Raw genomic sequence first — 25,677 nt, forward strand, 5'->3', positions numbered from 1 at the left:
GCCGCCTTTACCGGCCCCGGTACGGCCGGGCTTCCGGGGGCTTTCCGGTCCCGTGGTGCTCCGGGGCGTCGCCAAGACGTATGTGAACACCCTCGACCTTTCCCGGATGTCGGGAGAGATCCGGGGGGTCCTCGAGGCCTTCGGGGCGAGGCGGCGGCGCCTGGAACGGGCGGTGCTGCGGGACGTGGATCTCGTCTTTCCGCCGGGATCGGTGTCCGTGCTGTGGGGCGCGAGCGGGGCGGGGAAAACAACTCTGCTGCGGCTGCTCCTGGGCCAGGAACCGGATGCGGGTGAGGTCCTCCGCCCGGAGGGACGGATCCGGGCCTACCTCCCAGGAGAGGCGGAACCGAAGTTCACGGGCGGGCCGGTGCTGGAACAGGTGTACAAGCGGCTGGGAGACGTGACCGCAGCCATCGAGGTCCTCAACCGGGTGGGGCTCGCGGACGCGGTGCTGTACCGGGCAAGGCCGCAAGAGCTCTCCACCGGGCAGCGGGAGCGGTTCCGGCTTGCCCTGCTGCTGGCGGAGCGGCCAGATCTCCTTCTTCTGGACGAGTTCGCGGCCCACCTGGACGTAGCCACTGCCCAACGGGTGGCGCGGGGCCTCAGTCGGTCCGTGCGGGAGGCCGGGATTACTCTGGTGGCGGCCACCCACCGGCCGGAGGTGCTCGAGGCCCTGGAGCCCGACCAGGTCGTGTACGTGGGCTACGGCTCCGTCTGGTCTGTCAAGCCAGAGAGATCCACCCAGAGCACCCCGCCGGGCCGCAGGGGAACGGGAATGGGCCGCAGGTAACGTCGGGGCTCCGCAAGAACCCACGCCCACAGCTTCCCTCCTCCCGCGTACCGCCGGAGGAAGTCCGGATCCCCCCGATGGAGGTCGTGGTAGGCCTCCAGCTCTCCCAGCGTGAAGGGACCCTGCACACCCACGATGGATACTTCTCCGATGAGGAATCCCCGGCTCACGATCCCTACAGGGCCTCGGATCCGGGTGGGATGCTTGCGTAGCTCCCAGGCTTTCCTTCCCTCCACGATCCAGGTGGCATACGGCTCCCGTACCACAAGCCCCCGACGCGGCAAGCGGCCCTCCGCCATCGCGCTACGCCACCCCCCGGGTTTTCAGCTCCCCGATGGCCTCGAAGGCGCGCTCCACCTCATCGGGATGGGTGTAGAAGTGGGCGGACATCCGGATGCCGGCCTGAGGCCGGTAGTCCACGAGGATGTCCCGCTGGACCAGTTCGTGCGCCACCCGCTCTGCACCGGGGAAGTCCACCACCACCATTCCGCCCCGCTGCGCGGAATCCCGCGGGGTACGGACCTGAAGTCCCAGCTCGTCCGCCCGCTCGATCATGCGCTGGGTGAGCCGCACGGACTTCTCCCGGATCGCCTCCACTCCTACTTCCAGCACGACCTCCAGGCCGGCCCGCGCCGCGAAAAACCCGGGAATCCCGGGCGTGCCCGTGGCAAACCGCATGGCGTCCGGTGCCAGGTCCACCTCGAGCGCGAAGGCAAAGGGGGCCCGGTGGCCGAACCACCCCACCAACCGCGGCCGGAGTTCCGGGATCCGATCGGGGCGCACGTACATCCAGGCGGCCCCCGGCCCCCCGCACAGCCACTTGTGCGACCCTCCCAGCACCGCATCCGCGCCCCAGGCCCGTACGTCGATGGGCACGCAGCCCGCGGTCTGGTACGCATCCACGATCACCCAGGCCTCGTGCCGGTGAGCGAGCTCCGTGATGGCCTTCACATCCTGCAGGAATCCCGACCGGAAGATCCCGTGGTCCACCACCACCGCGAGGGTCTCGGAGTCCACGGCCTCCTCCCATGCTTCGAGGGGAACCGTGATCCCGTCCGGGCTCTGAAGGAGGTGGAGGCGCAATCCGAGGTCTGCGTGCATCTGGAGGGCATAGAGGAGGGAGGGGAAGTTCAGGTCCGTGGCCACCACCTTGGTTCGACCGCGGGGCTGGAGGAGGGCCGAGAGGAGGATGCCGAAGAGGGTGGAGACGTTCTGGTGCAGCACCACGCTGCCTTCCGGAGCTCCAAGGAGGGTGGCGATCCGGTTCGCGTGCTCCTGGACATACGGTTCCCACGCCTCCCACGCCCGCACTCCTCCTTCCTCCCACATCCGCAGGTACTCCTCCATCCACTTCCGGGCGGATCGGGGCATGGCGCCCATGGAGTGGGAGACGAGGTAGGTGGTACGGGCCAGGACGGGGAACTCCTCCCGCCAGCGCAGCAGGGGGTCGTTCATTCCTCCCGCTCCACGAAGGTCCGGGCCTCCCACAGGAGGGGGAAGAATTTCTTGGGAAGGGTACTCCGCAGGTAATCCACCCCGGTGAAGTAGTCCCGATCCGAGGATCCCACCGTCCGCTGCACGTCCTCCTGTCCCGTCCCTGGCCGGGCTCCGATCATCCGTTCCACCATCAGCACGTGTCGGTGGCGCCACAGGGAGAAGGCCTCGTCGTAACTCAGAAGGGTCTCGCACAGCTCGTCCAGGTCTGCCAGGGCGGGCTCCCGATGGATACGGATGAGGGTATGGAGCAGTTCTGCGTCGGAGGAGGCGGCAAGCCCTCGGCGGCGCAGCAGGCCCACGAAGGCATCCCACACGCTGGGCTCCTCCAACCGGCGCCGGAGCACCCTCAAGTCCTCGGGCATCTCCTCGAAGCTCCGGAGGTACCGGGGATCCTTCAGGCCCGAGAGGAACTCCACCTCCCGGAACTGCCGGCTCTGGAAGCCACTTGCGGGCCGGAGATGCGACCGGAACTCCAGGAAGTCCCACGGCCGCATGGTCTCCAGCACGTCGAACCCGCCCGTCATGACCCGGCAGATCTCCGTCACCCGCCGCAACAGGCGCACAGCCCCCCGCAGCTCGCCCCGCTCCAGGGCCTCCCGCACGGACTCCAGCTCGAAGAGCAGCAGCTTGAACCACAGCTCGAATACCTGGTGGACGATGATGAACTGCAGCTCATCGTGGGCGTCGCTGAGACGCGTCTGGAGGGAGAGGAGGTCATCCGTCCGAATGTACGAACCGTAGGTGAGCGGCCGGATCCGCGCCTCCATACTCACGCCCCCTTTCCCGGCGGGTTCCGGTTCAGACGCCATGCGTCCGGCCCTCCCCCTCCGGCCTCACCCCTCCTTCCGGGGGATCGCGGCGATCCCCTCGATCTCCACCAGGGCCTCCTCCCGGAAGAAGCCGGTGACCTCGAAGAGGGCCATGGCGGGGTAGTAGCCGCCGAAGAAGGCCCGGAACACTTCCCCGATGGATCTCCGATGCTCCAGGTAGGCCGCGCGATCCCGCACGAAGATGTTGAGCTTCACCACGTCCTGCAGGGTGCCACCCGCCGCCTCCACCACCGCCTGCAGGTTCGCGAGCGCCTGCCGGAACTGCTCCACGAGATCCGGAGCCAGACGGCCCTGGGGATCGCTGCCGTCCTGGCCGCCCAGGAACAGCAGATCCCGCCCCCGCACGAGGATCCCGTGGCTATACCCCCGGGGGGGCGGAAGGGAAGGCGGATTGATGATCCGGCGTTCCCCCATCCTCTCCCCTGTGCTGCGGCCCGTGTCACCGGAACCCTTCGATGCCCGGATCCTCTTCCCTCCTTCCAGCACAGGAAATCTTCGGAAGTGGTGCGAATTTCCCGGGGGAGGTGATCTCATGGAGCCGGATCCCCGGGCCCGCGCGGCCCTGCGCCACATCCCGGCCTACGTGGCAGGAGGCTTTCCCGAGCGGTTGCGCCGCGCCCTCGGGGGGCAGAGTCCCGTAAAGCTGGCCTCCAACGAAAATCCCCTCGGCCCTTCTCCCCGGGCCCTGGAGGCGCTGGTGGCCGCGGGCAACGTCCTCGGCCGCTATCCGGACGACGAGGGCTGGGAACTACGCCGGGCCCTGGCACAGCGGCTTCGGATCCCCGTGGAGTGGGTGGAGGTGGGTGCAGGCAGCAGCGCGCTCCTAAAACTCCTGGCAGAGGCTTACCTCGACCCCGGGAATTCCGTGGTCTATCCTTGGCCGACCTTTCCCCTCTACGCGGTGTTCGCACGGATGCAGGGGGCCCAGGAGGTCGCCGTTCCCCTGGACGAGGGCGGACGGCCTGATCTCCGGAGGCTTCTGGAGGCGGGGAAAGACGCGCGGATGGTGATCCTGTGCAACCCCAATAACCCCACGGGAACCTACGTATCGGAGCCGGAACTCCGGGAGTTCCTGGAACGGGTGCCGGAAGGAGCCCTCGTGGTTCTGGACGAGGCGTACGGGGAGTTCGCCCGGGATGCGGCAACGGATTACCCGGACGGGGTGCGGTGGGTACGGGAGGGTCGTCGGATCGCGGTGCTGCGCACGTTTTCCAAGATGTACGGCCTCGCGGGCCTGCGGGTGGGATACTTGGTGGCCCCGCCGGAGATCCTGGAGGCGGTGCGGCGGGTCCGGGAGCCCTTCCAGGTGAGCGCCGCGGCCCAGACCGCGGCCCTGGCCGCTCTGGAGGACGAGGAGCACGTGGCCCGGACCCTGGCGGTGGTGGCCGCGGGCCGGAGGTTCCTCGAGGAGCTGGCCGCGGACCTCGGACTCCGGTTCTACCGAAGCGTGGCGAACTTCGTGTGGTTGGACGTGGGCATACCCGCCCGCCGGGTAGCCGAGGCCCTGCTCCAACAAGGGGTGCTCGTACGGCCGGGGCCAGGGGATGCCACCTGGATCCGGGTCACCGTGGGCACCCCGCAGGAGCTGGATCGGTTCGGACGGGCTCTGAGATCCGTTCTCCGGGCCCTCCGGGCCGACTGACAGGAATCCCGTCCGGGTCCAGAGAACAAAACCACCTGTCCGCTCCCACCAGGGGCGGAGATCCTCGGAAAGGGGGAAGCAGCATGCGCACGCGGAGGCTCGCGGTGCTGGCCATCCTGGGAATGGTTGCGGTGACCGCGCCCCGGGCAGGGGCGGGACCCTCCCTCCGGTTCGAGCGCAACATCAAGGTGGGGATCGTGGACACCTACAGCGGGCCGCCCGCGGTCTTCGGGAACGACGCCCTCAACGGCTTCCGGCTGGCCCTGGAGGAGATCAACCGGGAAGGGGTGCACGGTGCCCGCATCGAGTTCGTGACCCGGGACGAGAAGTTCAGCCCGGAGATCGGGCTCAGCATGGCCCGGGAGCTGGTGTTGCAGGAGCGGGTGGACCTCCTGGTGGGCACCATCAGCAGCGCCACCGCCCTCGCCATCTCCGCCTTCGCCCGGGAGCAGCGGGTGCCCTTCCTCGTGTGGATCAGCAAGAGCGAGCAGATCACCGGGGCCAAAGGCCACCGGTACGTGTTCAGCACCTCGGAGAACACCGCCATGGCCGGGAAGGCTCTGGCCTACGCCCTCGCCCGGCGGGGCTACACCCGGTTCTGGATCGGCGCGGAGGACTACGAGTACGGACACGCGGTCACCAACTCCTTCTGGCGGTTCATGAAGCGCGCGAAGCCCGAGGCCACCCTGCTGGGGCAGACCTGGTGGCGGACGGGGGAGCCGGACCTCGTCCCGTACCTCACCCAGATCCTGCAGGCCAGGCCCGACGCCGCCTTCTTCGGAACGGGCGGGGCGGGCATGGCCAATGTGCTGCGCACCATGAAGGTGATCGGGTTCGCGGAACGCGTTCCTTCCGCCATCCACACCGCCATCGACGTCACCGTGTTGCGACCCTTGGGCGCGGCGGCGCCGGAGGACGTGTGGGGCACCACGGACTATCTCTTCTACTACCCGGAGACCCCTGCGAACCGGGAGTTCGTGCGGCGGTTCCAGACCGCCTACCGGGATCCGCCAGGCTTCCCCGCCTTCCACGGGTACATCACCGCGCATTTCATCGCGGAAGCGTATCGCCGGGCCCGGTCCCTGGACCGGGAGCGCTTCATCGAAGCCCTGGAGGGCCTGCGGATCCGTACACCCGTGGGGGAGGTGGAGATGCGGGCCTGCGACCATCAGGCGACCCTGCCCCTGTTCTTCGGGCGCACGAAGCGGGATCCCCAGTTCCCCTTCCTCGTGGCGGGGGATCTCATGACCGTTCCGGCCCGGGAGGTCATGCCCACCTGCGAGGACATCCAGCGGGCAAGGACCCAGGGGCGGTAAGGGGCAGGCCATGGATCCCGTGGCCGTCCTGGGCCAGATCCTGGTGGGTCTGAGTCGGGCCATGATCCTGTTCATCGTGGCCGCGGGGCTCAGCCTCGTCCTGGGCGTGCTGCGGGTCCCGAACGTCTTCCACGGATCTCTGTACATGATCGGGGCCTTCGTGGCCTGGACGGTGGCGGAGGCGATGGGAGAGCACCCCGCCCGGCTGTGGGCGGCCCTCGTGGCCGCCCCGCTTGCCACCGCGGCGGTGGGGCTCGTGGTGGAGCGGACGCTCCTGTGCCGCCTCTACCAGCGGGAGCACCTCATGCTCATCCTCTTCACCTTCGGGGTCATGCTCATCCTCAACGATCTCGTGAAGCTCGGTTGGGGGCCCACCTACCGCTCCCTGGTGCCGCCGGAGGCCCTCCAGGGGTCGGTTTCCGTGCTCGGCGTGGCCCTCCCGAGGTACAACCTGGTGCTGCTCCTCGCCGGTCCCCTCGTGGCTACGGCCCTGTGGCTCTTTGCGCACCGCACGCGGATCGGGAAGATCGCGCGGGCCGCGGCCACGGACCGCGAGATGGTGGCGGTGCTCGGGATTGACGTGGGCCGGGTGTTCGCGGTGGCCTTCGGGGTGGGCTGTCTCCTCGCGGGGCTCGGGGGAGCCCTGGTGGCCCCCACCACCAGCATCACCCTGGGCATGGACCACACCCTGCTCATCGAGAGCTTCCTCATCGTGATCATCGGGGGACTGGGGAACCTCTGGGGAGCCCTGGTGGGATCCCTGCTCTTCGGCGTGGCGCATTCCGTGGGGCTGTTGATCTGGCCCCAGTTCGCCATCGCCTTTCCCTACGCCATCACCGCAGGGGTCCTGCTCCTGCGGCCTCAAGGGTTGTTGCGGTCCGTATGGTGAACGGCACCCGGTTGGGCATCGGCGCGCTTCTCGCGGCCCTCCTGGCGGCGCCTGCCTTCCTGCCTCCCTTCTATGTGTACCTGCTGGCCCTCATCCTGGTAACAGGGCTCCTGGCCACCAGCCTGAACCTGGTGCTGGGGTTCGGGGGAATGTACCAGTTCCACCACGGGGTGTTCTACGGAATCGGGGCCTACACCTTGGCCATCGCCATCACGAAGTTGAACTGGCCCGCGTGGGCGGGCATGGTGGCGGGCCCGCTGGCGGCCGCGCTCGCGGGACTGTTGATGGGGCTCGTGTGCGTGCGGCTCGAGCGCCTGTACTTCGGCATGCTGCAGCTCTCCCTGGGCTCTTTCGTGTGGATCGTGGCCCTGCGCTGGTATCCCATCACCGGCGGGGACAACGGCCTCCACGGGATTCCGCTCCCCGCGGGGCTCCAGCCCCTGGACAGCGCGTACCGGTTCATCCTGGTCACCGTGGCGGCTTCCCTGCTGGCGCTCTGGGCCGTGGTGCGCTCGCCCTTCGGACTCACCCTGCAGGCCATCCGGGACAACCCGCAGCGATGCCCGGTGGTGGGGATCCCCGTGCGGGCACATCAGCTCGCGGCCATGGTCCTGGCTGCCTTCTTCGCCGGGGTGGCAGGAATCCTGTACGTGGTCCTCGAGCGGTCCGTGTTTCCGAACATGCTCTTCTGGGTGCTCTCCCTGGAGATCCTCGTGATGTGTCTGTTGGGCGGATGGTTCACGTTCCTGGGGCCCCTCCTCGGTGCGGCCCTGGTGGTGGCGCTCCGGGTCTTCGCCGGCCGCCACACGGAGTACTGGACCCTGATCCTCGGGGTCCTGCTCATCCTGCTCATCTTCTTCCTTCCGGAGGGGATCCTGGGGACCCTGAGGGCCCGACGCGCCCAGAATCTCCGAGTCTCGATGCCCCAGCCCACGCCCGCGGGGGACGCCCATGGGTAACCTGCTCCTGGTGGAGGGGCTGCACAAGGCCTTCGACGGATTCCCCGCTCTGCGGGGGGCCACGCTGGAAGTCCGGACCGGCGAGGTGGTGGCGGTGATCGGCCCCAACGGCGCGGGGAAGACCACCCTGTTCCATCTCATCACGGGGGTGCTCCAGCCGGATCGCGGACGCGTGGTCTTCCAGGGTCGGGAAATCACCCGGTGGCCCGCGCACCGCCGCTGTGCCCTCGGCATCGGCCGCACCTTTCAGATCGCCAACGTCTTCCCCCGGCTGCGGGTCTTCGACAACGTGCACGTGGCGGTGCTGAGTCGCCACCGGAAAACCTTCCACCTAGCGCTCCCCGCCTCCCGGTTCGCCGCCCGGGAGGTGTGGGCCATCCTGGAGCACGTGGGGCTGGCGGACAAAGCCCACCATCCCGCGGGGACCCTTTCCCACGGGGATCAGCGCACCCTGGAGATCGCCATCGCCCTCGCCGGCCGTCCGAAGCTCCTGGTCCTGGACGAGCCCACCGCGGGGATGTCGCCGGAGGAGACCGCGGCCACCCTGCGGCTTCTGGCCCGTCTCAACCAGGAGGAGGGGCTCACGGTGCTCTTCTGCGAGCACGACATGGAGGTGGTGTTCGCGACCGCCCACCGCATTGCGGTGATGCACCACGGCCGGACCGTGGTACAGGGAAGCCCCGAGGAAGTACGCCGGCACCCGGAGGTGCAGGCCGCGTACCTGGGGAGCGCGCATGCTTGAGGTGGAGGGGATCCACACCTACTACGGGCAGAGCCACGTGCTCTTCGATGTCTCCTTGCAGGTCTGGGAGGGCGAGGTGGTGTTCCTGCTGGGCCGCAACGGGGCAGGCAAGACCACCACCCTCCGGAGCATCGTGGGCCTCACCCCGCCCCGACGGGGGCGGATCCGGTACCGCGGGGAAGACATCACGGGGCTTCCGCCCCATCGCATCGCGCAACGGGGGGTGGCGTACGTGCCCGACGATCGTCGCATCTTTCCCGACCTCACGGTCCAGGAGAACTTGGAGATCGCCTCCCACGCCCGCGGATCCCATTACTGGACCCTGGATCGGGTGTTCGAGCTCTTTCCCGTGCTTCGGGAAAAGCGCCACCACCGGGGAAGCGCCCTTAGCGGCGGGGAGCAGAAGATGCTCGCCATCGCCCGGGCGCTCGTAGGGAACCCGGATCTCCTGCTGCTGGACGAACCCATGGAGGGACTGGCTCCCCTCCTGGTGCGGGCCCTGGAGGAGCGGATCCGGGTGCTGAAGCGGTCCGGGCTCACGGTGCTTCTCGCGGAGCAGAACGTGCCCGCCGTCCTCCGGATTGCGGACCGGGGGTACATCATCGACGACGGCCGCATCCGGTTCGAGGGGACGGTGGAGGATCTGCGACGCCAGGAGGAGGTGCGGCGACGGTACCTCCTGATCTGAGCTCGGAGCTCACGGCCCTGACCTGGCCGCGGGTGGAGGCCCTGCTGCAGGGGGGTCGGATCCCCGTGCTGCTCCTCCCCCTGGGGGCGGTGGAGCCCCACGGCCCTCATGCGCCCCTCGGGACCGATCTCCTCATCAGCCTGGGGATGTGCCGGCGGGCCGCGGCGCGCCTCCGGGACGATCCCGAGGTGCAGATCCTGGTGCTCCCGCCCATCCCCTACGGCGTCACCCGCTACGCGGGCACGTTCCCCGGCGCGGTGAGCCTCTCGGAGGAGACCCTGTTTGCCCTCCTCGTGGACCTGTGCACGGACCTGTTCCGCCAGGGGTTCCGGTACCTGGTGGTGGTGAACAACCACCTCGAGCCCGAGCACGTGCGGACCATCCACCGAGCCCTGGACCACGTGGAGGCCCGCACCGGGGCCGTGGTGGGATACCTCGATCTCACCCGGCGGGAGCGCGCCGCGCGGCTTCCGGAGGAGTTCCGGAGCGGCGCCTGCCACGCGGGCCGATACGAGACCTCCCTCGTGCTGGCGGAGCAACCGGAGACCGTAGACCGGGAGCGCATGCGGGCGCTGCCACCGGTCCCCGTGAGCCTCGTGGAGGCCATCCAGAGGGGGATTCGGGACTTCCGGGCCATGGGGCTTGAGCAGGCGTACTGCGGGGCACCCGCGGAGGCCACGCGGGAGGAGGGAGAGGCGATCTTCGAGATCCTCACGGACATGCTGGTGGGGGTCATCCGGGACCTGGTGCAGGGGGTGGGCGGTCGGGATCGGCCGGGAAGGTTCGGGCGGTGAGCCCTCTAGCCGGCTCTCAGGTACGTGAAGATGGCCTGCTTGCACCGCTCCCGGACCACCGGGTGCGTGGCCTCCAGGTCGGGTTCGTGAAGCCACTGGAGGAAGAACCCGTCCACCACCGCCCGGACCACGGAGGCCGCCTCCTGGACATCCCGCACCCGGAAGGCTCCCTCCCGCACGCCCTCCTCGATGATGTGCGCGTACACCGCGTCCACGATGTTCCTGAAGGTGGCGCTGAGCTCCTGAAAGCGACGTTGGCGGGCCGCGGTACCCACCAGGTCCAGGTACACCAGGTAGAAGTCCCGGTTCGCCCGGGGATCCACGAAGATGGCGTCGATGGTGGCCCGTACCTTGTCCTCCGCACTCCCTGCCTGGCTCACCGCGGCGTGAATCCGGTGGCCCACCCGGGCCAGGACCCACCGCATGGTGGAGAGGATGAGGTCCTCCTTGGTACCGAAGTAATAGAGCAACAGGCCCTTGTTGACCCCGGCCCGCTCCGCCACCCGGCGGAGGGTCATCTGCTTGAGGCCGCATTCTGCCAGGACCTGGTAGGTGCTGCGGAGCAGCTGGGTCTGCTTGGGGGAAAGGGACTCCTCCAGGGCCGCCACATGCGGCCGGATGGCCGCGGACCCGAACCCCGTCCTCATCCCGTGCGCAGATGTTCGGCCAGTCGCCTCAGCCGTTGGTGTTCTCCTTCCCCCTGTGCGTGCTCGACCCCATCGTAGCAGCGCCCCACCTGTTCGTCATCCGTCGCTTCCAGCACCGCCTCCCCCATGGGGAAGAGGATCTCGTTCTCCTTGGCGATGTGGGACCGCAGCAGTTCCAGGTACTGCCATCCCAGGTCCACCACCGCCTCGGATCCGGATTGACCCGCCTCGTAGCGGTCCAAGGCCTCTGCCATCCGGCGCACCAGCTGCCGGCCCATCTCGTGTTCCATCAACATCACCCCGATGGGCCCGCCCTCCCGGGGAATCCCCCGCCGCTCCAGGCAGGGGAACAGGCAGTGCTCCTCCTTCCCATGGTGGCACCGATCCACAAAACCCTGGCAGAAGGCCACCAGGTCCCGCACATACCCGGGCCGGAGGGATCCGCCCTCTTGAACCTGCCGGAGGTGGCGCTCCAGCCCCTCCAGGGCGCCCAGGATGGTCTCGTGTTCCCGCCTGAGCTCCTCCGTGGACCGCATGGCTACACCATGGTGAGCCCGCCCGAGACGCTGAGGGTCTGGCCCGTGATGAAGGAGGCGCGGTCGGAGGCCAGGAACAGGACTGCGTCCGCCACCTCCTCGGGTCGGGCCATGCGGCGCATGGGCGTGGAGCGGACGATGGCGTCTATGAGCTTCTCGTTGCCTGCCTCGATGATCTGCCGCAAGAGGGGCGTGTCCGTGATCCCGGGGGCCACCACGTTCACCCGGATGTTGTGCCGGGCCACCTCCCGGGCCAGGGCCTTGCTGAAGGCGATCACCGCGCCCTTCGCGCCTGAGTACACGGTCTCTCCACTGGATCCCACCCGGCCCGCGTCCGAGCTGATGTTCACCACCACGCCTCCGCCCTGGGCCACCATGTGGGGGAGTACCACGTGGCAGGTGTTCAGCACTCCCCGGAAGTTGATGGCGATGATCCGATCCCACAGGTCCTCCGTGCTCTCCAAAAAGGGCACGATGCGATCCCAGCCCGCGGCGTTTACCAGGATGTCCACGCGGCCCCAGGTCTCCAGGACCCTCTGGAATCCGGACACCACGCTTGCCCGATCCGTGACGTCCATGGGAACCGCCAGGGCCTGGCCGTCCGCGCGGCGGATCTCCTCCGCCACGGCCTCCGCCCCCTCCCGGTTGACGTCCGCCACCGCCACCCGGGCTCCTCCGGCCGCGAAGCCCAGGCATGTAGCCCGGCCGATGCCGCTCGCCCCGCCGGTCACGAGCGCCACCCGATCCCGGAATTCCATGGCCTCCCTCCTCCCTAGCCCACGCTGACCGGTGTCTCCAATCGGAACAGGGCCACCGCGTTGTCCCGCACCACCTTCCGGTACACCTCCGGCCGCAGGCCCAACTCCCGCAACTGTTGCAGGCTCTCCTTCCACGGGAGACCGTTCGTGCCCCACAGGCACCGGTCCTGCCCCAGGCGGCTGTTCATGAAGCGCACCAACTCCGGCTTCAGGTACTTGGGCATCCAGGCGTCGATGCCGATCCACACCGTATCCCACTTGTAGCACACGGAGATGAGCTCCTCCACCCACGGCCAGCCCGTGTGTGCGCCGATGACCTTCAGGGTCGGGAAGTCGCAGAGGATCCGGTCCAGGTAGATGGGCCGGCCGTGCTCCGAAGGCTGCCCCTCCAGCACGTGCCCCACCTGCATGGAGACGGGGATGTCCAGCTCCACGCACTTGGCATAGAGGGGGTACATGCGGCGGTCGTGGAGGGGGATGTCGAAGCCATAGACGTGCACATACACGCCCCGAAAGCCGTACTCCTTCACGGCCCGCTCGATCTCCCGCAGGCTCTCCGGAATGCGGTAGGGATTGTAGCCCGCGAGTCCCACGAACCGGTCCGGGTAACGGAGGGTGTACTGCAAGACCTCCTCCAGCTGCGTGTCCATGTACATCCAGTGGTTGCGGTAGGACCACATCTTGCACTGGGTGATGAAGACCTTCTCCACCCCCGCCTCGTCCATGGCGCGCAGCATGGCCTCGATGGTGGGGAAGCTGGGAAGGCTTCCGCCGAGGGCCCGCTCCATGCGGCACACCAGCTCCCCCTCTTTCGCCTTGTTCCACCGGGCGATGAACTCCGGGGTGGCCACGTAGTACATGAAATCGATGGCCTTCACTTCCTCGAGCACCCGTCTCCCCTCCGGCTAGGCCGTGGCCCGCTCTTCAAGCCTTTGCAGCCGTCCCTGAGCCAGTTGAGCCGCTCCCAGAGCCGCCACGTACACGCCCTCCTCGTCGGAGGGCACGAGGAACTGGATCCGGAGGCTCTGTTCCAGCTGGCGGCGCATGAGGGGGACCCGAACGAGCCCTCCCGTGAGCACGTACGCGGGTTCCCCCCGCAGCCGCTTGACGAGCTGCCCCGCGCGTTCCGCCAGGGCCACGATGGCCCCCGCACACACATCCTCGGGGCTGCGGCCCGCCACCAGGTGATTGATGACCTCGCTTTCCGCGAAGACCGCGCACACGCTGCTCACCACCGCGGGTTCCTTGGCGGCTTCCGCCAGCCGGGCGATGTCCGCGGCGGTGTATCCCATGTACCGCATGGTCTTTTCCAGGAAGGCGCCGCTTCCCGCCGCGCACTTGTCGTTGAGCCGGAAGGCCCGAACCCGGCCGCGCTCGTCCACCCGGATGGCTTTCACGTTCTGCCCCCCGATGTCCAGGATGGTGCGGACCTCGGGATACATGCGGTGGACGGCCCAGGCCTGGGCCGTGAGGTCCGTGACGGCCAGGTCCCGGAAGGGCACCATGTGCCGGCCATAGCCCGTGGTGACCACGTAGCCCACCCGCTCCCGGGGCAGGCCCGCTCCCTCCAACGCCGCCTGCAGAGCCCGCTCCGCGGCCCGGGCGAAGTTGAAGCCCGTGGGCAGCATGGCACGGCCCACGACCTCCCCGTCGGCCAGGAGAACCGCCTTCGTGTACGTGGCGCCCACATCAATGCCCGCGACCAGCATCCTCTCCCTCCCCTGTTCCGGCGCCCACGGGGACCCGCTCGCCCACCAGGACGTGGTCCAGGGCGAAGAGGGCGGCCCCGATGGCGCCGCAGTAATGGGATTCCTCGCTCACGTTCACGGGGACCCCGCTGAGCTCCCGGATGAGGTGCACCATGGCCACGTTCCGGGAGACCCCGCCCGTGAAGGTCAGCTCCGGCTCGATCCCCACCCGGCGCAGCAGGGAGAGGCTGCGCGCGGCGATGGCCGCGTGCACCCCCATGAGGATGTCCTCCACCTTCCGGCCCCGGGCGAGCCACCCCAGGATCTCCGACTCCGCGAACACGGTGCAGGTGGTGGTGATGGTCACGGGGTTGCGGGCGGTGAGGGCGAGGGGGCCCAGCTCCCCCAGGGGGAGTTCCAGGGCGGCGCTGGCGGCCCCCAGGAACCGTCCCGTGCCCGCGGAGCACTTGTCGTTCATGCAGAAGTCCAGGACCTCCCCGTTCGGTCCTACCCGGATGGCCTTGGTGTCCTGCCCCCCGATGTCCAGCACCGTGCGCGTGCCCGGGAAGAGGAACACCGCGCCCCGGGCGTGGCAGCTGATCTCCGTGACCTGGGTGTTCCCGAACTCCACCTTGAACCGGCCGTAGCCGGTGCCCACGGTGTAGGCCACCTCGTCCTCCCCGGCCCCGGCGTCCTGTAGGGCGGCCTCGAAGGCGGCCCGGGCCGCCTCGTTCAACCGGGCCCCCGTGTCCACCAGGGCCCGGCCCAGGATGACCCGGTTCAGGTTCATGATCACCGCCTTGGTCTGGGTGCTCCCCACGTCCACCCCGGCCACCAGCGTGCGCGTGGCGATCACCATAGCTCCCTCACCTCCTCGCCGCCTTGTGGGCCGCCAGGGCCTCGAAGAAGGCGTCCACCCGGTTCTTCACCTGTGCGTCGGACCACAGGCGCGGATCCACCAGGTCGGACTGGATGAAGAGTCCGGGGACATTCCGCTGGACCCGCATCCACTCCCGCACGTCCGGCAGGCCCGTGGAGACCGTGCGGCAGGACTTCACACCGTGGAAGCAGATGCCATCCACGTGCCACCGCCGTACCACATCATCCAGCCAGTCCTGCTGGTAGAACATGGACCCCGTGTAGCCCCAGTAGGCAGCGGTCACCATGCGCTCCGCGAAGCTCTCCAGGGGCCGGCTCAGGTCATAGGCGAACCCGGGGACGAACCCGCCGCCCGCGAAGACCATGTACGTGCTGTGCACGAACACGCCCCCCCAGGAGGCGAAGAGCTCCACGAACCGGCGGAAGTGGCTGTAACAGGTGGTCCCCACCAGGACGAGGCGGAACCGTTCATCCGGTACCGCGGCCATGCCGAGCCGGATCCGCTCCTGCATCTCCCGGAGCACCTGCTGGAAGTACCGGCTCCCTTCCGGGCTTCCTCGGTACAGGTGCGCGATCCCCTGATACGTGACGCCCTCCACCACGGCGTTGAAGGGGGCGGGGACATGGCGGTTCGTCTCGCAGACCGCATGGTAGAGCTCCGCCATGCGGTTCGCCTCCGCCAGGTGCTCCCGGAAGCGATCCACATCGAAGCGCTTGCCCGTGACCTGCTCACACAGCCCGATCAGCTCCTGGAGCTGCCCGAGGACGTACCGGGCGTCGTTGTGGAAGGTCTCCCCGTCCAGGTCCGCGGAATCCCGGCCCCGCCATCCGGGCAGGTCCACCACGAACACGGGGCACCCGTAGAGGTGCTCCCAGATCTCGGACCACTTGATGTAGGTGTTGCAGACGTTGGAGGTCACTACCAGGGAGGGACGCGGGACCTTGCCGTACGGGTGTTCCCCCTGCCGGAGCTGGAGTCCCACGTCCGCCTTGACGTAGCCGCACACGTCCGGGGAGAACCCGTAGTCCTCCGCGGTCTGGATGTACGCCTGGGACTGCCCGCGCACTGCGATCTGCAGGGAGGTGATCTCCGGGAAGTTCAGCACGAAATCGAAGGTGCGCAGCAGCTCCGCCATGGACCCCATGGCGAACACGTATGCGGTGGGCCGTCCCGTCTGGGCGGCCTCCGTCATCTCCTGCCACCACAGGTCCATAAGTCGTTTGCCTTCCCGTCGGGTCGCTCCCAGGATTTCCTCAGCGGATGTGCCCACGGCCGCCTCCTTCAGGCGAACTGGAACAGCAGGGACTCTGCAAAGGTCTCCACTTCCATCCCCACCTGCTCGAAGACCGTCATGCTCTCCTCGAACTCCATCACGAGATGTGGAATCCCGGCCGCTTCGAGCGCCCGGGCGTAGTGCACCTGCTCCTCGAGTCCCGGCTCGCACATCTTCGCCGCGGCCACGATGGCCGCCTCCGCCCCGGACTCCCGGATGCGCCGCAGGAGCATCTCCGCCTTGGGCTTGCGCGGATCCCGCTGCACGGGGCTGTAGCTGCTGCGGTTCAGGTAGCTATCCGCCAGGTTCCGCCAGGGGTCTCCCTCCAGCGGCACGTCCTCCGTAATCCACCGCAGCCCGATCATGAGGTCGTCGTCCACGATGTAGCAGGCGTTCTGGATGACCGCCAGCATGTCCAGGGCCGGCTGCTCGCAGAACCCGCCCTCGAACACCACCCGGATGCGGTCCTGCTTCTTGACGGGCCGCTGGGGCAGGAGCTCCAGCACCCGGCGCAGGAGGGCGTTGTGCTCCTCCCGGGGCATGAGACCCGCGGACCGCACCAGGAGGTAGCTCTCCACCGCGCTCAACAACCACGGGGTCTCCCGCTTGATCCGGTACACCTCCCGGAGCAGCCTGCGGTTCTCGTTGAAGAGCGCAATGCTGGCGCGCAGGGCCTCATCCGTAATGGGGCGCCCGCCGACCTCCTCCAGAATCCGGCCGATGCGTCGGTACTCCCCCGTGAGGTAGTCCACCGCGTGCGCGCTCGCCGCGTTGTGGGGGTGGTAGAGGGTCTCCACTCGCATGTGGGGGAAGCTGCGGACCCACACCCCACACGCGTTCCGGGCCGCGTCGCAGATGTTGGGGATCACCATGACGCTCAGGAAGTCCAGCCGCCCGGAGAGGGCCAGCTCCAGGGAACTGCGGACGATGGAGCACACGAAGGCCGCGATGCGGGCATCCGCCTGGCGCACCTGGATGGTGCCCCCCGCGCCCGCGATCTTGAGGGGGAGCATCCCCGCGGCATGGGCGATCTCCTCCGGGAAGAACACCTGAAAGGACCCCACCACCTTGCCTCCCGGGTTCTGCGCCAGCCACCGCCGAACCGCGGGGAAGGAGGGATCCTCCACCAGGGCCCTCAGGTCGTCGAAGATCCGTTCCAACTCGTCCACGGTTCCCCTCGTTTTATCCAACCGGTCAGTCAAAACCTAGCGCGCACATCCAAGACAGACAATGCGGGGAATGCATCATTTTTCCTGATGCAGATGGAGGCCCTTGCCGTCCCGGGGGAACAGCCCCTGTTGGAGGGCACGGGCCACGGCCTCTGCCCGGGTATGGGCCCCCAGCTTGCGCAGGAGGTTCTGCACGTGGTTGCGGACGGTGGCGGTGGAGAGGACCAGGGTGCGGGCGATGGCCTCCGTGTCCATGCCCTGGGCCAGCAAGGCCAGGACCTCCCGCTCCCTCCGGGTGAGGGGGTGCTTGACCGCGCCCACGGTGGCGAGAAGCCCCTCCCGCGCCGCCAGCAGCTCCACCAGCTCCTCCACGGTCCGCTGGCGGGTCACATCCCGGAAGAGGTGTACCAGAAACACGTCCTGGGGGTCTGGACCGGGACGAAGCACCAGGGTGCTGGTGTTCACCCACACGTACCGGCCGTCCCGCGTGCGGTAGCACACGTCCCGGGGAGGGATGGTTTCCTCCGCGCGGGCCATGGCGAACTCCGGACACCCCGGGCAACACACCAGGTGTCCGTTCCGGTCGTAGCCCGCCACCACCCGGTAGCACGGCCGGCCCACCACCTCCTCCTGAGACCATCCCAGCAACTTCTCCGCGGCCCGGTTCCACAGGATGATCCGCTGGCGGCCATCCACCACCAGGGCCGGCTCGCCTGCCCGTTCCAGGGCCTCCAGGGCCACCCGGAGGCCCTCGGACACCCGCCGTGCGCTGCTCACGGCCTCCGCCCGCTTCACGCCCATCACCCCCCTCATCGGTGTTTCCATCTCGCCCCGCGCTTCTCGAGGAAGGCCCGGAGCCCTTCGTGCGCGTCCTCCGTGGACATGAGGTCCCCCAGATAGAGGCGCTCCGCTTCCTGCAATGCCTCCGCAAACCACCGCCGGAACGTGGCCACGGCCGCCCGCTTCGTGAGGTGAAGGACCGCTGCGCTGTGAGCCCGGAGCTGTTCCACCACCCGCCGCACCGCCTCCTCCAGCTGGCCGGAGGGGACCACCTCCGTCACCAGGCCCAGCTCCTGCGCCCGCCGGGCGGGGAGGATCTCTCCGGTGAGGAGGGGCAGGATCCCCCGCTTGCCGAACAGGAAAGGGAAGGCGGCCGCGGCCACGGGCGGAAATACCCCTACCCGGATCTCGGGCTGCCCGAAGGTCGCTTCCTCCGCGGCCACCACCACGTCGCACAGGGCCACCACCTCGCACCCGCCTCCCAGGGCGGGGCCTTGGACGGAGGCCACCGTGGGCACGTCCACCCAGACCAGGGTGCGGCACAGGTCGTGGAAGGCCTCCATCATCTCGTGCACCCTGTCCGCGGTGTGCTCCGCCACGTCCACTCCCGCGGAGAAGGACCGGCCCCGGGCGCCCAGGACGATGGCCCGCACCGTGCGATCCTCCGCGGCTGCGCGCAATGCGGCCGCGAGCTCCCGCATGACCGCGATGGTGAGGATGTTGTGGGGCGGCCGGTTCAGGGTGACCCACCGGACGCCCTCCTCGTGTCGGACCTCCACCGCGCCTTCCGTCATGGAGCCTCCTCCGCGGGCGCCGTTGAGGCCGACCGCAGGACCTCCTGGGCCACCACCAGGGTCTGGATCTCCGAGGTTCCCTCGTAGATGCGCAGGGCCCGAACCTCCCGGTACAGCCGCTCCACGGGGCTCCCGTGCACCACTCCCCGCGCTCCCCACAGCTGCACCGCGCTGTCCACGACCCGTTGCGCGGCCTCCGTGGCGTACAGCTTGGCCATGGAGGCCTCCCGGGTGGCCCGCCGCCTCAGCTCGTCCTTCACCCACGCGGCCCGGTACACCAGCAGGGCCGCGGCGTCCACCTCCAGGGCCATGTGAGCCAGCTTCTCCCGCACCAGCTGGAACCGGCTCAGGACCTGCCCAAACGCCACCCGCTCCTGCACGAACTTCAACGCCTCCTGGAGGGCCCGGCGGGCGAATCCCAGGGCAGCGGCGCCCACCGTGGTCCGGAAGACGTCCAGGGTCCGCATGGCCACCTCGAACCCCTGCCCTTCCTCCCCCAGCCGGTGGCTCTCCGGCACCCAGCAGCCCCGGAGGCTGAGGGTCCCGAGCGGATGCGGAGCGAGGACCCGGATCCGCTCGCTGACCACAAGCCCCGGTGCATCCGCGTCCACCACGAAGGCGCTGAGCCCCTCTCTGCCGGGGCCGCCCGTGCGGGCGAACACCACGTAGTGGTCCGCGAGCCCCGCGTTGGAGATCCAGGTCTTCACGCCCTCCAGCACGTACCCCCCCTCCGATCGGCGGGCGGAGGTGGTGATCCCGGCGACATCCGAGCCCGCCTGGGGCTCGGAGAGGGCGAAGGCCGCGATGCGATGGCCGCGGGCCACCTCCGGGAGGTAGCGGGCCCGCAGGGAGTCGCTCCCGAAGAGGGTGATGGGCGCGCTCCCCAATCCCTGCATGGCGAAGGCGAAGTCCGCCAGCCCGGAGTACCCCGCCAGGATCTCCCGGACCAGGCACAGGCTCCGCACGTCCAGGCCCTCGAACACCCCCCCGTAGGCCCGGGGCACGCAGTACCTCAGCCAGCCCGCTTCCCCCAGCCTGCGCACCAGCTCCCGGCTCACCCGATCTGGATCCTCCTCCTCGTGGGCCGCGAGCGGCTCCGCCTCCTGTTGGGCCCACGCCTCCAACTCCCGCGCCAGGCGGCGGTGGGTTTCCCCGAAGAAGGGCCAGAGGAGGTGGTCCCGGTTCACTAGTCGCCCTCGAAGGTGGGGCTGCGGCGCTCCACGAAGGCCTGGTATCCCCGGGCGAAGTCCCGGGTGAGCATGCACAGGGCCTGGGCCTGGGCCTCCGATTCGATGGCCTCGTCCAGCGGCATCTCCCACTCCTTGTGGAGCATGCGCTTGGTCATGGCGTGCGCAAAGGTGGGCCCCTGTGCGATCTGGCGCGCCAGCTGCTGGGCTTCCTGGAGCAGGGTCTCCGGCGGGCACAGGCGGTTGAAGAAGCCCCACCGCTCCGCCTCCTCCCCGCTCATCTCCCGCCCCGTGTACAGGAGCTCCGCGGCCCGCCCCAGGCCCACGATGCGGGGCAGGAGCGCGCACGCGCCCATATCCGAGCCCGCAAGCCCCACCCGCACGAACAGGAAGGCCACCCGGCTCCGGGGAGTCCCCAGGCGCAGGTCGCACGCGGCCGCGATCACCGCCCCTGCCCCCACACACACCCCGTCCACCGCGGCGATCAGGGGCTGCGGGCAGTGCCGCATGGCGATCACCAGGTCCCCCGTCATGCGGGTGAACGCCAGCTTCCCGCGCACGTCCATGTCCAGAAGGGGCCGGATGATCTCGTGCACGTCTCCTCCGGAGCAGAAGTTGCCGCCGGCTCCCGTGATCACCACGGCCTTCACGTCCTCCACCCGGTCCAGAAGGCGAAACGTGTCCCTGAGCTCCGCGTAGCTCTCGAAGGTGAGGGGGTTTTTCCGCTCCGGACGGTTCAGGGTGATGGTGGCGATCCCGTCCTGTACCTCCCACAGGAAGTGCTGGGGGTTCAGGTCTGCTCCGCGCATGCCTTCCTCCTCCGGGTCAGGATCGGGTGGCGGTGGCCTCAGCGCTCCGACGGCGTTCCTGCTCGGCCAGCACCTTCCGGAGCACCTTGCCCACCGCGGACTTGGGAAGCTCGGACACGAACTCCACCTCCCGTACCTTCTTGTAGGGGGCCACCCGTTCCTCCACGAACCGCAACAGCTCTGCCGCGGTGACTTCCCCCTGGAGGACCACGAAGGCCTTGGGGATCTGCCCGACTTCCGGATCGGGTTTCGGGATCACGCACGCCTCGCGAACCGCGGGGTGCTGGCGCAGGACCTCCTCCAGCTCCGCGGGGGCGATGGAGTAGCCCTTGTACTTAATCATCTCCTTGCGACGGTCCACCCACCACATGTACCCGGACTCGTCGAACCGCACGAGGTCGCCCGTCCGGAACCAGCCGCCTTCCAGGGAGGCTTCCTCGTCCGCCTCCGGGTTCCTCCAGTACCCCACGGTGACCATGGGACCCCGGACCACAAGCTCTCCTACCTCTCCGGGACCCAGGTCCCGGCCCGTGTCCGGATCCACCACCCGCTCCTCCAGGTTCGGCACCGGAGGCCCCACGGACCGGGGCTTCCAGGGCATGGGAGGGAGGAGGAGGTTCATGAGTCCCGCGCACTCCGTCATCCCGATGTGCTCCGTCACGGGGCATCCGAACACCCGCTCCGCCCGGGCTTGAAGTTCTGGGTCCAAGGGCAGGGCCGCGGTGTTCACGAATCGCAGCCCCCGGTACCCGAACCCACGGGTCTCCGCGGCCTCCACGAGGGCCCTCAGGGCGGGGGGAACCGCGTAGAGCTGCGTGGCCCGGTGGTACTCGATCCAGTACAGGACTTCCTGCGCCTCGAACTGCGGCAGGAGGATCTGCCGGGCCCCCGCGCAGACCCCCGCGTTCAGCAGGGTCAGCAGGCCCATGCAGTGGCTGAAGGGGAGGAAGTGCACGTACACGGCTCCCTCCCCCACGAACCCCAGGGCGCGGGCCGCCAGGACGTTGGCGAGCACGTTCCGGTGGGTGAGCCGGGTCCCCTTCGGGAGCCCCGTGGTCCCGCTCGAGAAGAGGATGCAGGCAAGATCCCGGTCGGGGCGGATCGAGACGGGTTCCGGATCCCCGAACGGCTCCGCCGCCTCCAACAGCTCCTCCAGGTTCAGGATGTGGCGGACGGATGGCAAGGCTCGGGTTCGAAGGTCCTTGCTCCACTCCGGGGAGGCCATCACCACGCATGCCTCCACCTCGCCCAGGCACCGCTCCACCTCCGCGGGCTTCAGGAGAGGGTTCAGCGGGACCACCACGCCCCCCGCCCGCAGGATCCCGTAGAAGGCCACGGGATGTGCCAGGGCGTTGGCCGCGATCAGGGCCACCCGGTCACCCTTGCCCACCCCCATTTCCTGAAGGGCCCGGGCTACCTTTCCGGAGGCGGTCCAGAGGTGGCCATAGGTCACCACCTGACCGGTGGGCGCCCACACGAGGGCAGGGCGGTCCGGCTCCATCCGGGCCCGCTGTTCCACGGGCTGAAAGCAGGGGACCTCAGGTGTAGGGAAAGGGGCCACAAAGGGATTGCGGAACATCTCCACCCCCTATGCCACAAGGGCCTCGAGGGCCCGACGGACCTGGACTGGAGCGATGCGCCGGCGGTAGTACACGGTGAAGTCCACGTTGTCCATGGGGTGGACGGCCCGGTACACGGCTTCGGCCACCCGCTCCAGCACCTGCGGCTCCACCCTCTGCCCCACCAGCAGGCCCGCGGCCTCCTCCAGCACCAGGGGCCGCGAGGCCACGCCTCCTAGGACGATGCGGCACCTCTGTACCGTCCCGTCCGCCTCCTGCTGCAACGCCACCGCCACCCCCAGGGCCGCGAAGTCCAGGGAACCCCGGCGCCGCACCTTCCGGTACGTGCTGCGCACCCCGTCCGCGGGTGGCAGCAGGATCTCCGCCACCAGCTCCTCGTGCGCCTTGTTCAGGTACCGGATGCCGTCATCCAGGTACAGGTCCTCCAGGGGAACGACCCGCTCCCCCGCGGGTCCCACGAGCCGAACCCGCGCGCCCAGGGCGATGAGGATGGGGGCTCCGTCGCTGCTGGAGACGGCCCAGCATCGCCCTCCTCCGGGCGCCACCCGGCAGGGCACTTCCGCGGGATCCGCCTTGCCGGGGGCCTTCATGCACCACCCCAGGGCCTCCCGCCACAGGTCGGTCTGGTCGTAGTAGTTGCACCGGGTATCGAGGCAGAGATTCCCGCCAATGGTGCCCATCTGGTGCAGGAGGGGGTTTGAGCAGACGGCCACCGCCTGCGCGAGCCCCGGGTAGCCCGCGCGGATCATGGGGTGTGCCGCCAGCTCCGCGAGGGTGCATCCCGCCCCGATCCGGAGCCCCTCCCCGGGATTGCCCCAGATCCCACGCAGCTCCCGGATCCGGCGCAGGCTCACCAGGTGTTTCGGGAGGATCTGGCGGCGCTTCATCTTCGGATACACATCCGTCCCGCCGGCCACGGGCATCGCCTCCGGTCCCAGATCCGCGAGGATCCGGGTGGCCTCCGGCAGACTGGCGGGGCGGTGGAGCTGAAAACCCGGTAACCGCAGCATGGCCGCCTCCTAAGCGGGTTTCGCCTCCAGTTCCCATTGCGGGGGTCGGGCCACCCGTTCCGGGGTGGGGAAGGAGAAAGAGGGAAGCTTGGTGGGTCCCACCCGGGCGGGCCGTCCCTTTCGACGCTCTTCCAGGGCTTTGAGGATCTTCTCCGGGGTCACGGGCACCTCGTCCACCCGGATCTTGAGGGCATCCGCGATGGCGTTCAGGATGGCCGGGGTCACGCACAGCAGCGGCCCCTGTCCCACCTCCTTCGCGCTGAAGGGGGCCCGGGGATCCTCCGTGTGGACGAAGAAGGTGATGACCTCCGGCATCTCGTGAACCGTGGGGATCTTGTAATCCAGCAGAGACGGGCCCCGGTGCAGGTGCTTGCGGAAGGCCTGCTCCTCCAGCAGGGCCTCGCCTAGGGCCATGTGCACGCTGCCCTCCACCTGCCCTTCTGCCAGGGTGGGATTCAGAGGACGCCCGATATCGTGGGCGATCCACACCCTCTCCACCCGAACCTCGCCCGTCTCCGGATCACACCGCACCTCCGCCACGCAGGCGGAGAAGGTGTGGGTGGGGGAAGGTCCCACCCCCGATCCCTTGTAGGTGCCGAGCTTCTCGGGCGGCCGGTAGCTCCCGGAGGTGGACAAGCATCCGAACCTCGCCTCCGCCCACTGGGCCGCCTGGGCGAAGGCAACCCCGACTTCCGGGTTCTCCTCGTCGTAGATGCGTCGCCCCCGGCAAACCAGCCGGTGTCGGGGGATCTGGAGCTTCTCCGCCACCGCCTCCACCAGGAGGTCCCGTGCCCGGCAGGCGGCCTCGTAGGCCGCGTTGCCCACCATGATGGTCACGCGGCTGCTGTAGCTGCCGAGGTCGATGGGCGTGAGGTCCGTGTCGGAGGTGACGAGACGGATGTCCTGGGGTGCGAGCCCGAGGACCTCTGCCACGATGGTGGCGATGGCGGTGGCGGACCCCTGACCGATCTCCGTGGCCAGGGTGTACACGGTGACCACGCCCGTGCGGTCCACCCGGAGATGCACCTCGGAGTGGGGCATGTCGCTGAAGTAGATGGACCCTCCCGCCCCCGTGAGGTAGGCGCTGCACGCGAACCCGATCCCGTGCCCGTACGGGAGCCGCCCGCGCTTCTCGTACCACCCGCTCGCTTCCACCACCCTCTCGATGCACTCCCGGAGACCGTTGCTGGTGATCTCCAGCCAGTTCACCGTGAGCTCGTGGGGTCCCGTGAGGTTGCGCAGCCGAAGCGCCACGGGGTCCAGGCCCAGATCCTCGCTCAGCTTGTCCAGGTGGACCTCCAGGGCGCACCGGGCCTGTGGGGTGCCGTGTCCCCGCTTGGGGCCACAGGGGGGCTTGTTGGTGAACACCCGCACGCCCTGGAACCGGTAGTGGGGAATGCGGTAGCTCACGGGCTCATGGGTGCCCGCGTACAGCAGGGTGGCCGGCCCGAAGGAGCAGTATGCCCCGCCGTCGAGGTAGGCCTCCACGTGTATGGCCGTGATCCGGCCGTCCCGGGTAACTCCGGTGCGGATGCGCAACAGCTCCGGGTGTCGGCCTCGGTGGGCGTAGAACACCTCCTCCCGGGTGAGGGTGATCTTCACGGGGTGACCCGTGAGCATGCTGAGCTTCGCCGCGCACACCTCGTGGTGGAAGATGTCCAGTTTCCCGCCGAATCCCCCGCCCACCGCGGGCACGATGATCCGCACCTGGTGCTCCTCCAGCTGCAAGGCCTTCGCGAGACCCTTGTGGAGGTAGTGCGGTGCCTGGTGGGAGGTCCACAGGGTGAGCTGCTTCGCCCCGGGATCCCACCAGGCGAGGGCACTGTGGGGCTCCATGGGCGCGTGGGTGCTGCCCTCGTAGAAGAACAGGTCCTCCCGCACGTAGTCCGCCTCCGCGAACCCCTTCTCCACGTCCCCGAACTCCAGGGATGCCAAGCGGTGCACGTTCCCGAAGGGTCCGTAGTCGTGGATGCGGGGCTCCGGGTGCGCCAATGCCTCCTCGATGCTCATGCGGGCTGGAAGGGGCTCGTAATCCACCTCGATGAGGCGGACCGCCTCCTCCGCGGTGTAGGGGTCCACCGCGGCCACCGCGGCCACGGGCTCCCCCACGTAGCGCACCTTGTCCACCGCCAGGGCGGTCTCGTCCTGTCCCACCGGGAACACCCCATACCGGATGGGGAGGTCCTTCCCCGTGATGACCGCCACCACCCCCGGCAGCTCCAGGGCCCGCTGCACCCGGACTTCTCGGATCCGGGCATGTGCCTGGGTGCTCCGGGCGAGCCTGCCGAAGAGCATCCCGGGCAGGGAAAGATCATCCGCGTACTGGGCCCGACCCATGACCTTGGCCCAGCCGTCCACCCGCGGGAGACGCTGCCCCACCACCGCGAGGACTTCCTCCCGTTCCTTGACCACCGCCATG

Annotated in this window: 26 protein-coding genes and 1 pseudogene; 8 read left to right on the plus strand and 19 right to left on the minus strand. The window is 69.1% G+C overall.

Annotation, left to right across the window (positions count from 1 at the left end):
* Window positions 1-790, plus strand: a pseudogene (locus QN206_07680) (ATP-binding cassette domain-containing protein).
* On the opposite strand, the gene QN206_07685 reads toward QN206_07680, so the two are convergent.
* The 4 genes from QN206_07685 to QN206_07700 all read right to left on the minus strand — a co-directional run bounded on the left by QN206_07685 (window position 703) and on the right by QN206_07700 (window position 3,531).
* Complete coding sequence (locus QN206_07685) at window positions 703-1,089, minus strand: ASCH domain-containing protein (GenBank protein ID MDR7614693.1); 387 nt, start codon at window positions 1,087-1,089, stop codon at window positions 703-705. The pseudogene QN206_07680 and the gene QN206_07685 overlap by 88 nt on opposite strands.
* Window positions 1,090-1,093: 4 nt before the next feature.
* Window positions 1,094-2,245: an aminotransferase class V-fold PLP-dependent enzyme gene (locus tag QN206_07690; protein ID MDR7614694.1), complete on the minus strand. Its 1,152-nt coding sequence runs from the start codon at window positions 2,243-2,245 to the stop codon at window positions 1,094-1,096.
* Entirely contained in the window at window positions 2,242-3,054 is an 813-nt protein-coding gene (locus QN206_07695; GenBank protein MDR7614695.1) for a tryptophan 2,3-dioxygenase family protein, read from the minus strand. Before QN206_07695 ends, QN206_07690 begins: the two co-directional genes overlap by 4 nt.
* 66 nt (window positions 3,055-3,120) lie before the next feature.
* A complete protein-coding gene (locus QN206_07700; GenBank protein ID MDR7614696.1) occupies window positions 3,121-3,531 on the minus strand; it encodes a RidA family protein in 411 nt (136 codons plus the stop codon).
* 118 nt (window positions 3,532-3,649) lie between these two features.
* Between QN206_07700 and hisC the strand changes: the two genes are divergently transcribed.
* The 7 genes from hisC to QN206_07735 all read left to right on the plus strand — a co-directional run bounded on the left by hisC (window position 3,650) and on the right by QN206_07735 (window position 10,147).
* Window positions 3,650-4,759, plus strand: coding sequence for a histidinol-phosphate transaminase (gene hisC / locus QN206_07705; protein ID MDR7614697.1), 1,110 nt, complete (start codon window positions 3,650-3,652; stop codon window positions 4,757-4,759).
* A gap of 83 nt (window positions 4,760-4,842) precedes the next feature.
* Window positions 4,843-6,075: an ABC transporter substrate-binding protein gene (locus tag QN206_07710; protein MDR7614698.1), complete on the plus strand. Its 1,233-nt coding sequence runs from the start codon at window positions 4,843-4,845 to the stop codon at window positions 6,073-6,075.
* A 10-nt stretch (window positions 6,076-6,085) separates the two neighbouring features.
* Complete coding sequence (locus QN206_07715) at window positions 6,086-6,964, plus strand: branched-chain amino acid ABC transporter permease (protein ID MDR7614699.1); 879 nt, start codon at window positions 6,086-6,088, stop codon at window positions 6,962-6,964.
* Window positions 6,958-7,923: a branched-chain amino acid ABC transporter permease gene (locus QN206_07720; GenBank protein MDR7614700.1), complete on the plus strand. Its 966-nt coding sequence runs from the start codon at window positions 6,958-6,960 to the stop codon at window positions 7,921-7,923. Before QN206_07715 ends, QN206_07720 begins: the two co-directional genes overlap by 7 nt.
* Window positions 7,916-8,665 carry an ABC transporter ATP-binding protein gene (locus QN206_07725; protein ID MDR7614701.1) on the plus strand — a complete coding sequence of 250 codons (750 nt, stop codon included), beginning with the start codon at window positions 7,916-7,918 and terminating at the stop codon, window positions 8,663-8,665. Before QN206_07720 ends, QN206_07725 begins: the two co-directional genes overlap by 8 nt.
* A complete protein-coding gene (locus QN206_07730) occupies window positions 8,658-9,353 on the plus strand; it encodes an ABC transporter ATP-binding protein (protein MDR7614702.1) in 696 nt (231 codons plus the stop codon). Before QN206_07725 ends, QN206_07730 begins: the two co-directional genes overlap by 8 nt.
* A 32-nt stretch (window positions 9,354-9,385) precedes the next feature.
* The gene (locus tag QN206_07735) at window positions 9,386-10,147 is read left to right on the plus strand and encodes a creatininase family protein (protein MDR7614703.1); all 762 of its coding nucleotides are present in this window, start codon (window positions 9,386-9,388) and stop codon (window positions 10,145-10,147) included.
* Window positions 10,148-10,152: 5 nt separating this feature from the next.
* Here QN206_07735 and QN206_07740 read toward each other — a convergent pair whose 3' ends face one another.
* The 15 genes from QN206_07740 to QN206_07810 form a co-directional block, all read right to left on the minus strand.
* A complete protein-coding gene (locus QN206_07740) occupies window positions 10,153-10,794 on the minus strand; it encodes a TetR/AcrR family transcriptional regulator (protein MDR7614704.1) in 642 nt (213 codons plus the stop codon).
* Window positions 10,791-11,330 (minus strand): hemerythrin domain-containing protein, encoded by a 540-nt coding sequence (locus tag QN206_07745; protein MDR7614705.1) that lies wholly within the window; start codon window positions 11,328-11,330, stop codon window positions 10,791-10,793. The genes QN206_07740 and QN206_07745 overlap by 4 nt, the downstream gene beginning before the upstream one ends.
* A 2-nt stretch (window positions 11,331-11,332) precedes the next feature.
* Entirely contained in the window at window positions 11,333-12,088 is a 756-nt protein-coding gene (locus tag QN206_07750; GenBank protein ID MDR7614706.1) for an SDR family NAD(P)-dependent oxidoreductase, read from the minus strand.
* Window positions 12,089-12,102: 14 nt separating this feature from the next.
* Entirely contained in the window at window positions 12,103-12,978 is an 876-nt protein-coding gene (locus tag QN206_07755) for an amidohydrolase family protein (GenBank protein MDR7614707.1), read from the minus strand.
* A gap of 15 nt (window positions 12,979-12,993) precedes the next feature.
* Window positions 12,994-13,797, minus strand: coding sequence for an acyl-CoA dehydratase activase (locus QN206_07760; GenBank protein ID MDR7614708.1), 804 nt, complete (start codon window positions 13,795-13,797; stop codon window positions 12,994-12,996).
* Complete coding sequence (locus tag QN206_07765; GenBank protein ID MDR7614709.1) at window positions 13,778-14,635, minus strand: acyl-CoA dehydratase activase; 858 nt, start codon at window positions 14,633-14,635, stop codon at window positions 13,778-13,780. The genes QN206_07760 and QN206_07765 overlap by 20 nt, the downstream gene beginning before the upstream one ends.
* Window positions 14,636-14,642: 7 nt before the next feature.
* A complete protein-coding gene (locus tag QN206_07770) occupies window positions 14,643-15,926 on the minus strand; it encodes a 2-hydroxyacyl-CoA dehydratase family protein (GenBank protein ID MDR7614710.1) in 1,284 nt (427 codons plus the stop codon).
* 11 nt (window positions 15,927-15,937) lie between these two features.
* Window positions 15,938-17,098, minus strand: coding sequence for a 2-hydroxyacyl-CoA dehydratase family protein (locus QN206_07775; protein MDR7614711.1), 1,161 nt, complete (start codon window positions 17,096-17,098; stop codon window positions 15,938-15,940).
* Between the two features lie 75 nt (window positions 17,099-17,173).
* Window positions 17,174-17,899: a LuxR C-terminal-related transcriptional regulator gene (locus QN206_07780; protein MDR7614712.1), complete on the minus strand. Its 726-nt coding sequence runs from the start codon at window positions 17,897-17,899 to the stop codon at window positions 17,174-17,176.
* 8 nt (window positions 17,900-17,907) lie between these two features.
* Window positions 17,908-18,672, minus strand: a complete 765-nt coding sequence (locus QN206_07785; protein ID MDR7614713.1) for an enoyl-CoA hydratase-related protein — start codon at window positions 18,670-18,672, stop codon at window positions 17,908-17,910.
* Window positions 18,669-19,859: an acyl-CoA dehydrogenase family protein gene (locus QN206_07790; protein MDR7614714.1), complete on the minus strand. Its 1,191-nt coding sequence runs from the start codon at window positions 19,857-19,859 to the stop codon at window positions 18,669-18,671. Before QN206_07790 ends, QN206_07785 begins: the two co-directional genes overlap by 4 nt.
* Entirely contained in the window at window positions 19,859-20,668 is an 810-nt protein-coding gene (locus tag QN206_07795) for an enoyl-CoA hydratase family protein (GenBank protein ID MDR7614715.1), read from the minus strand. The genes QN206_07790 and QN206_07795 overlap by 1 nt, the downstream gene beginning before the upstream one ends.
* Before the next feature lie 16 nt (window positions 20,669-20,684).
* Window positions 20,685-22,247 (minus strand): AMP-binding protein, encoded by a 1,563-nt coding sequence (locus QN206_07800; protein ID MDR7614716.1) that lies wholly within the window; start codon window positions 22,245-22,247, stop codon window positions 20,685-20,687.
* 9 nt (window positions 22,248-22,256) lie between these two features.
* Window positions 22,257-23,258 carry a xanthine dehydrogenase family protein subunit M gene (locus QN206_07805; protein ID MDR7614717.1) on the minus strand — a complete coding sequence of 334 codons (1,002 nt, stop codon included), beginning with the start codon at window positions 23,256-23,258 and terminating at the stop codon, window positions 22,257-22,259.
* 9 nt (window positions 23,259-23,267) lie between these two features.
* Window positions 23,268-25,676 (minus strand): molybdopterin-dependent oxidoreductase, encoded by a 2,409-nt coding sequence (locus QN206_07810; GenBank protein MDR7614718.1) that lies wholly within the window; start codon window positions 25,674-25,676, stop codon window positions 23,268-23,270.
* Window position 25,677: the final 1 nt, after the last annotated feature.

It is taken from the genome of Armatimonadota bacterium (assembly GCA_031460175.1).
In the GTDB taxonomy this organism is placed as follows: Bacteria; Sysuimicrobiota; Sysuimicrobiia; order Sysuimicrobiales; family Sysuimicrobiaceae; genus Sysuimicrobium; species Sysuimicrobium tengchongense.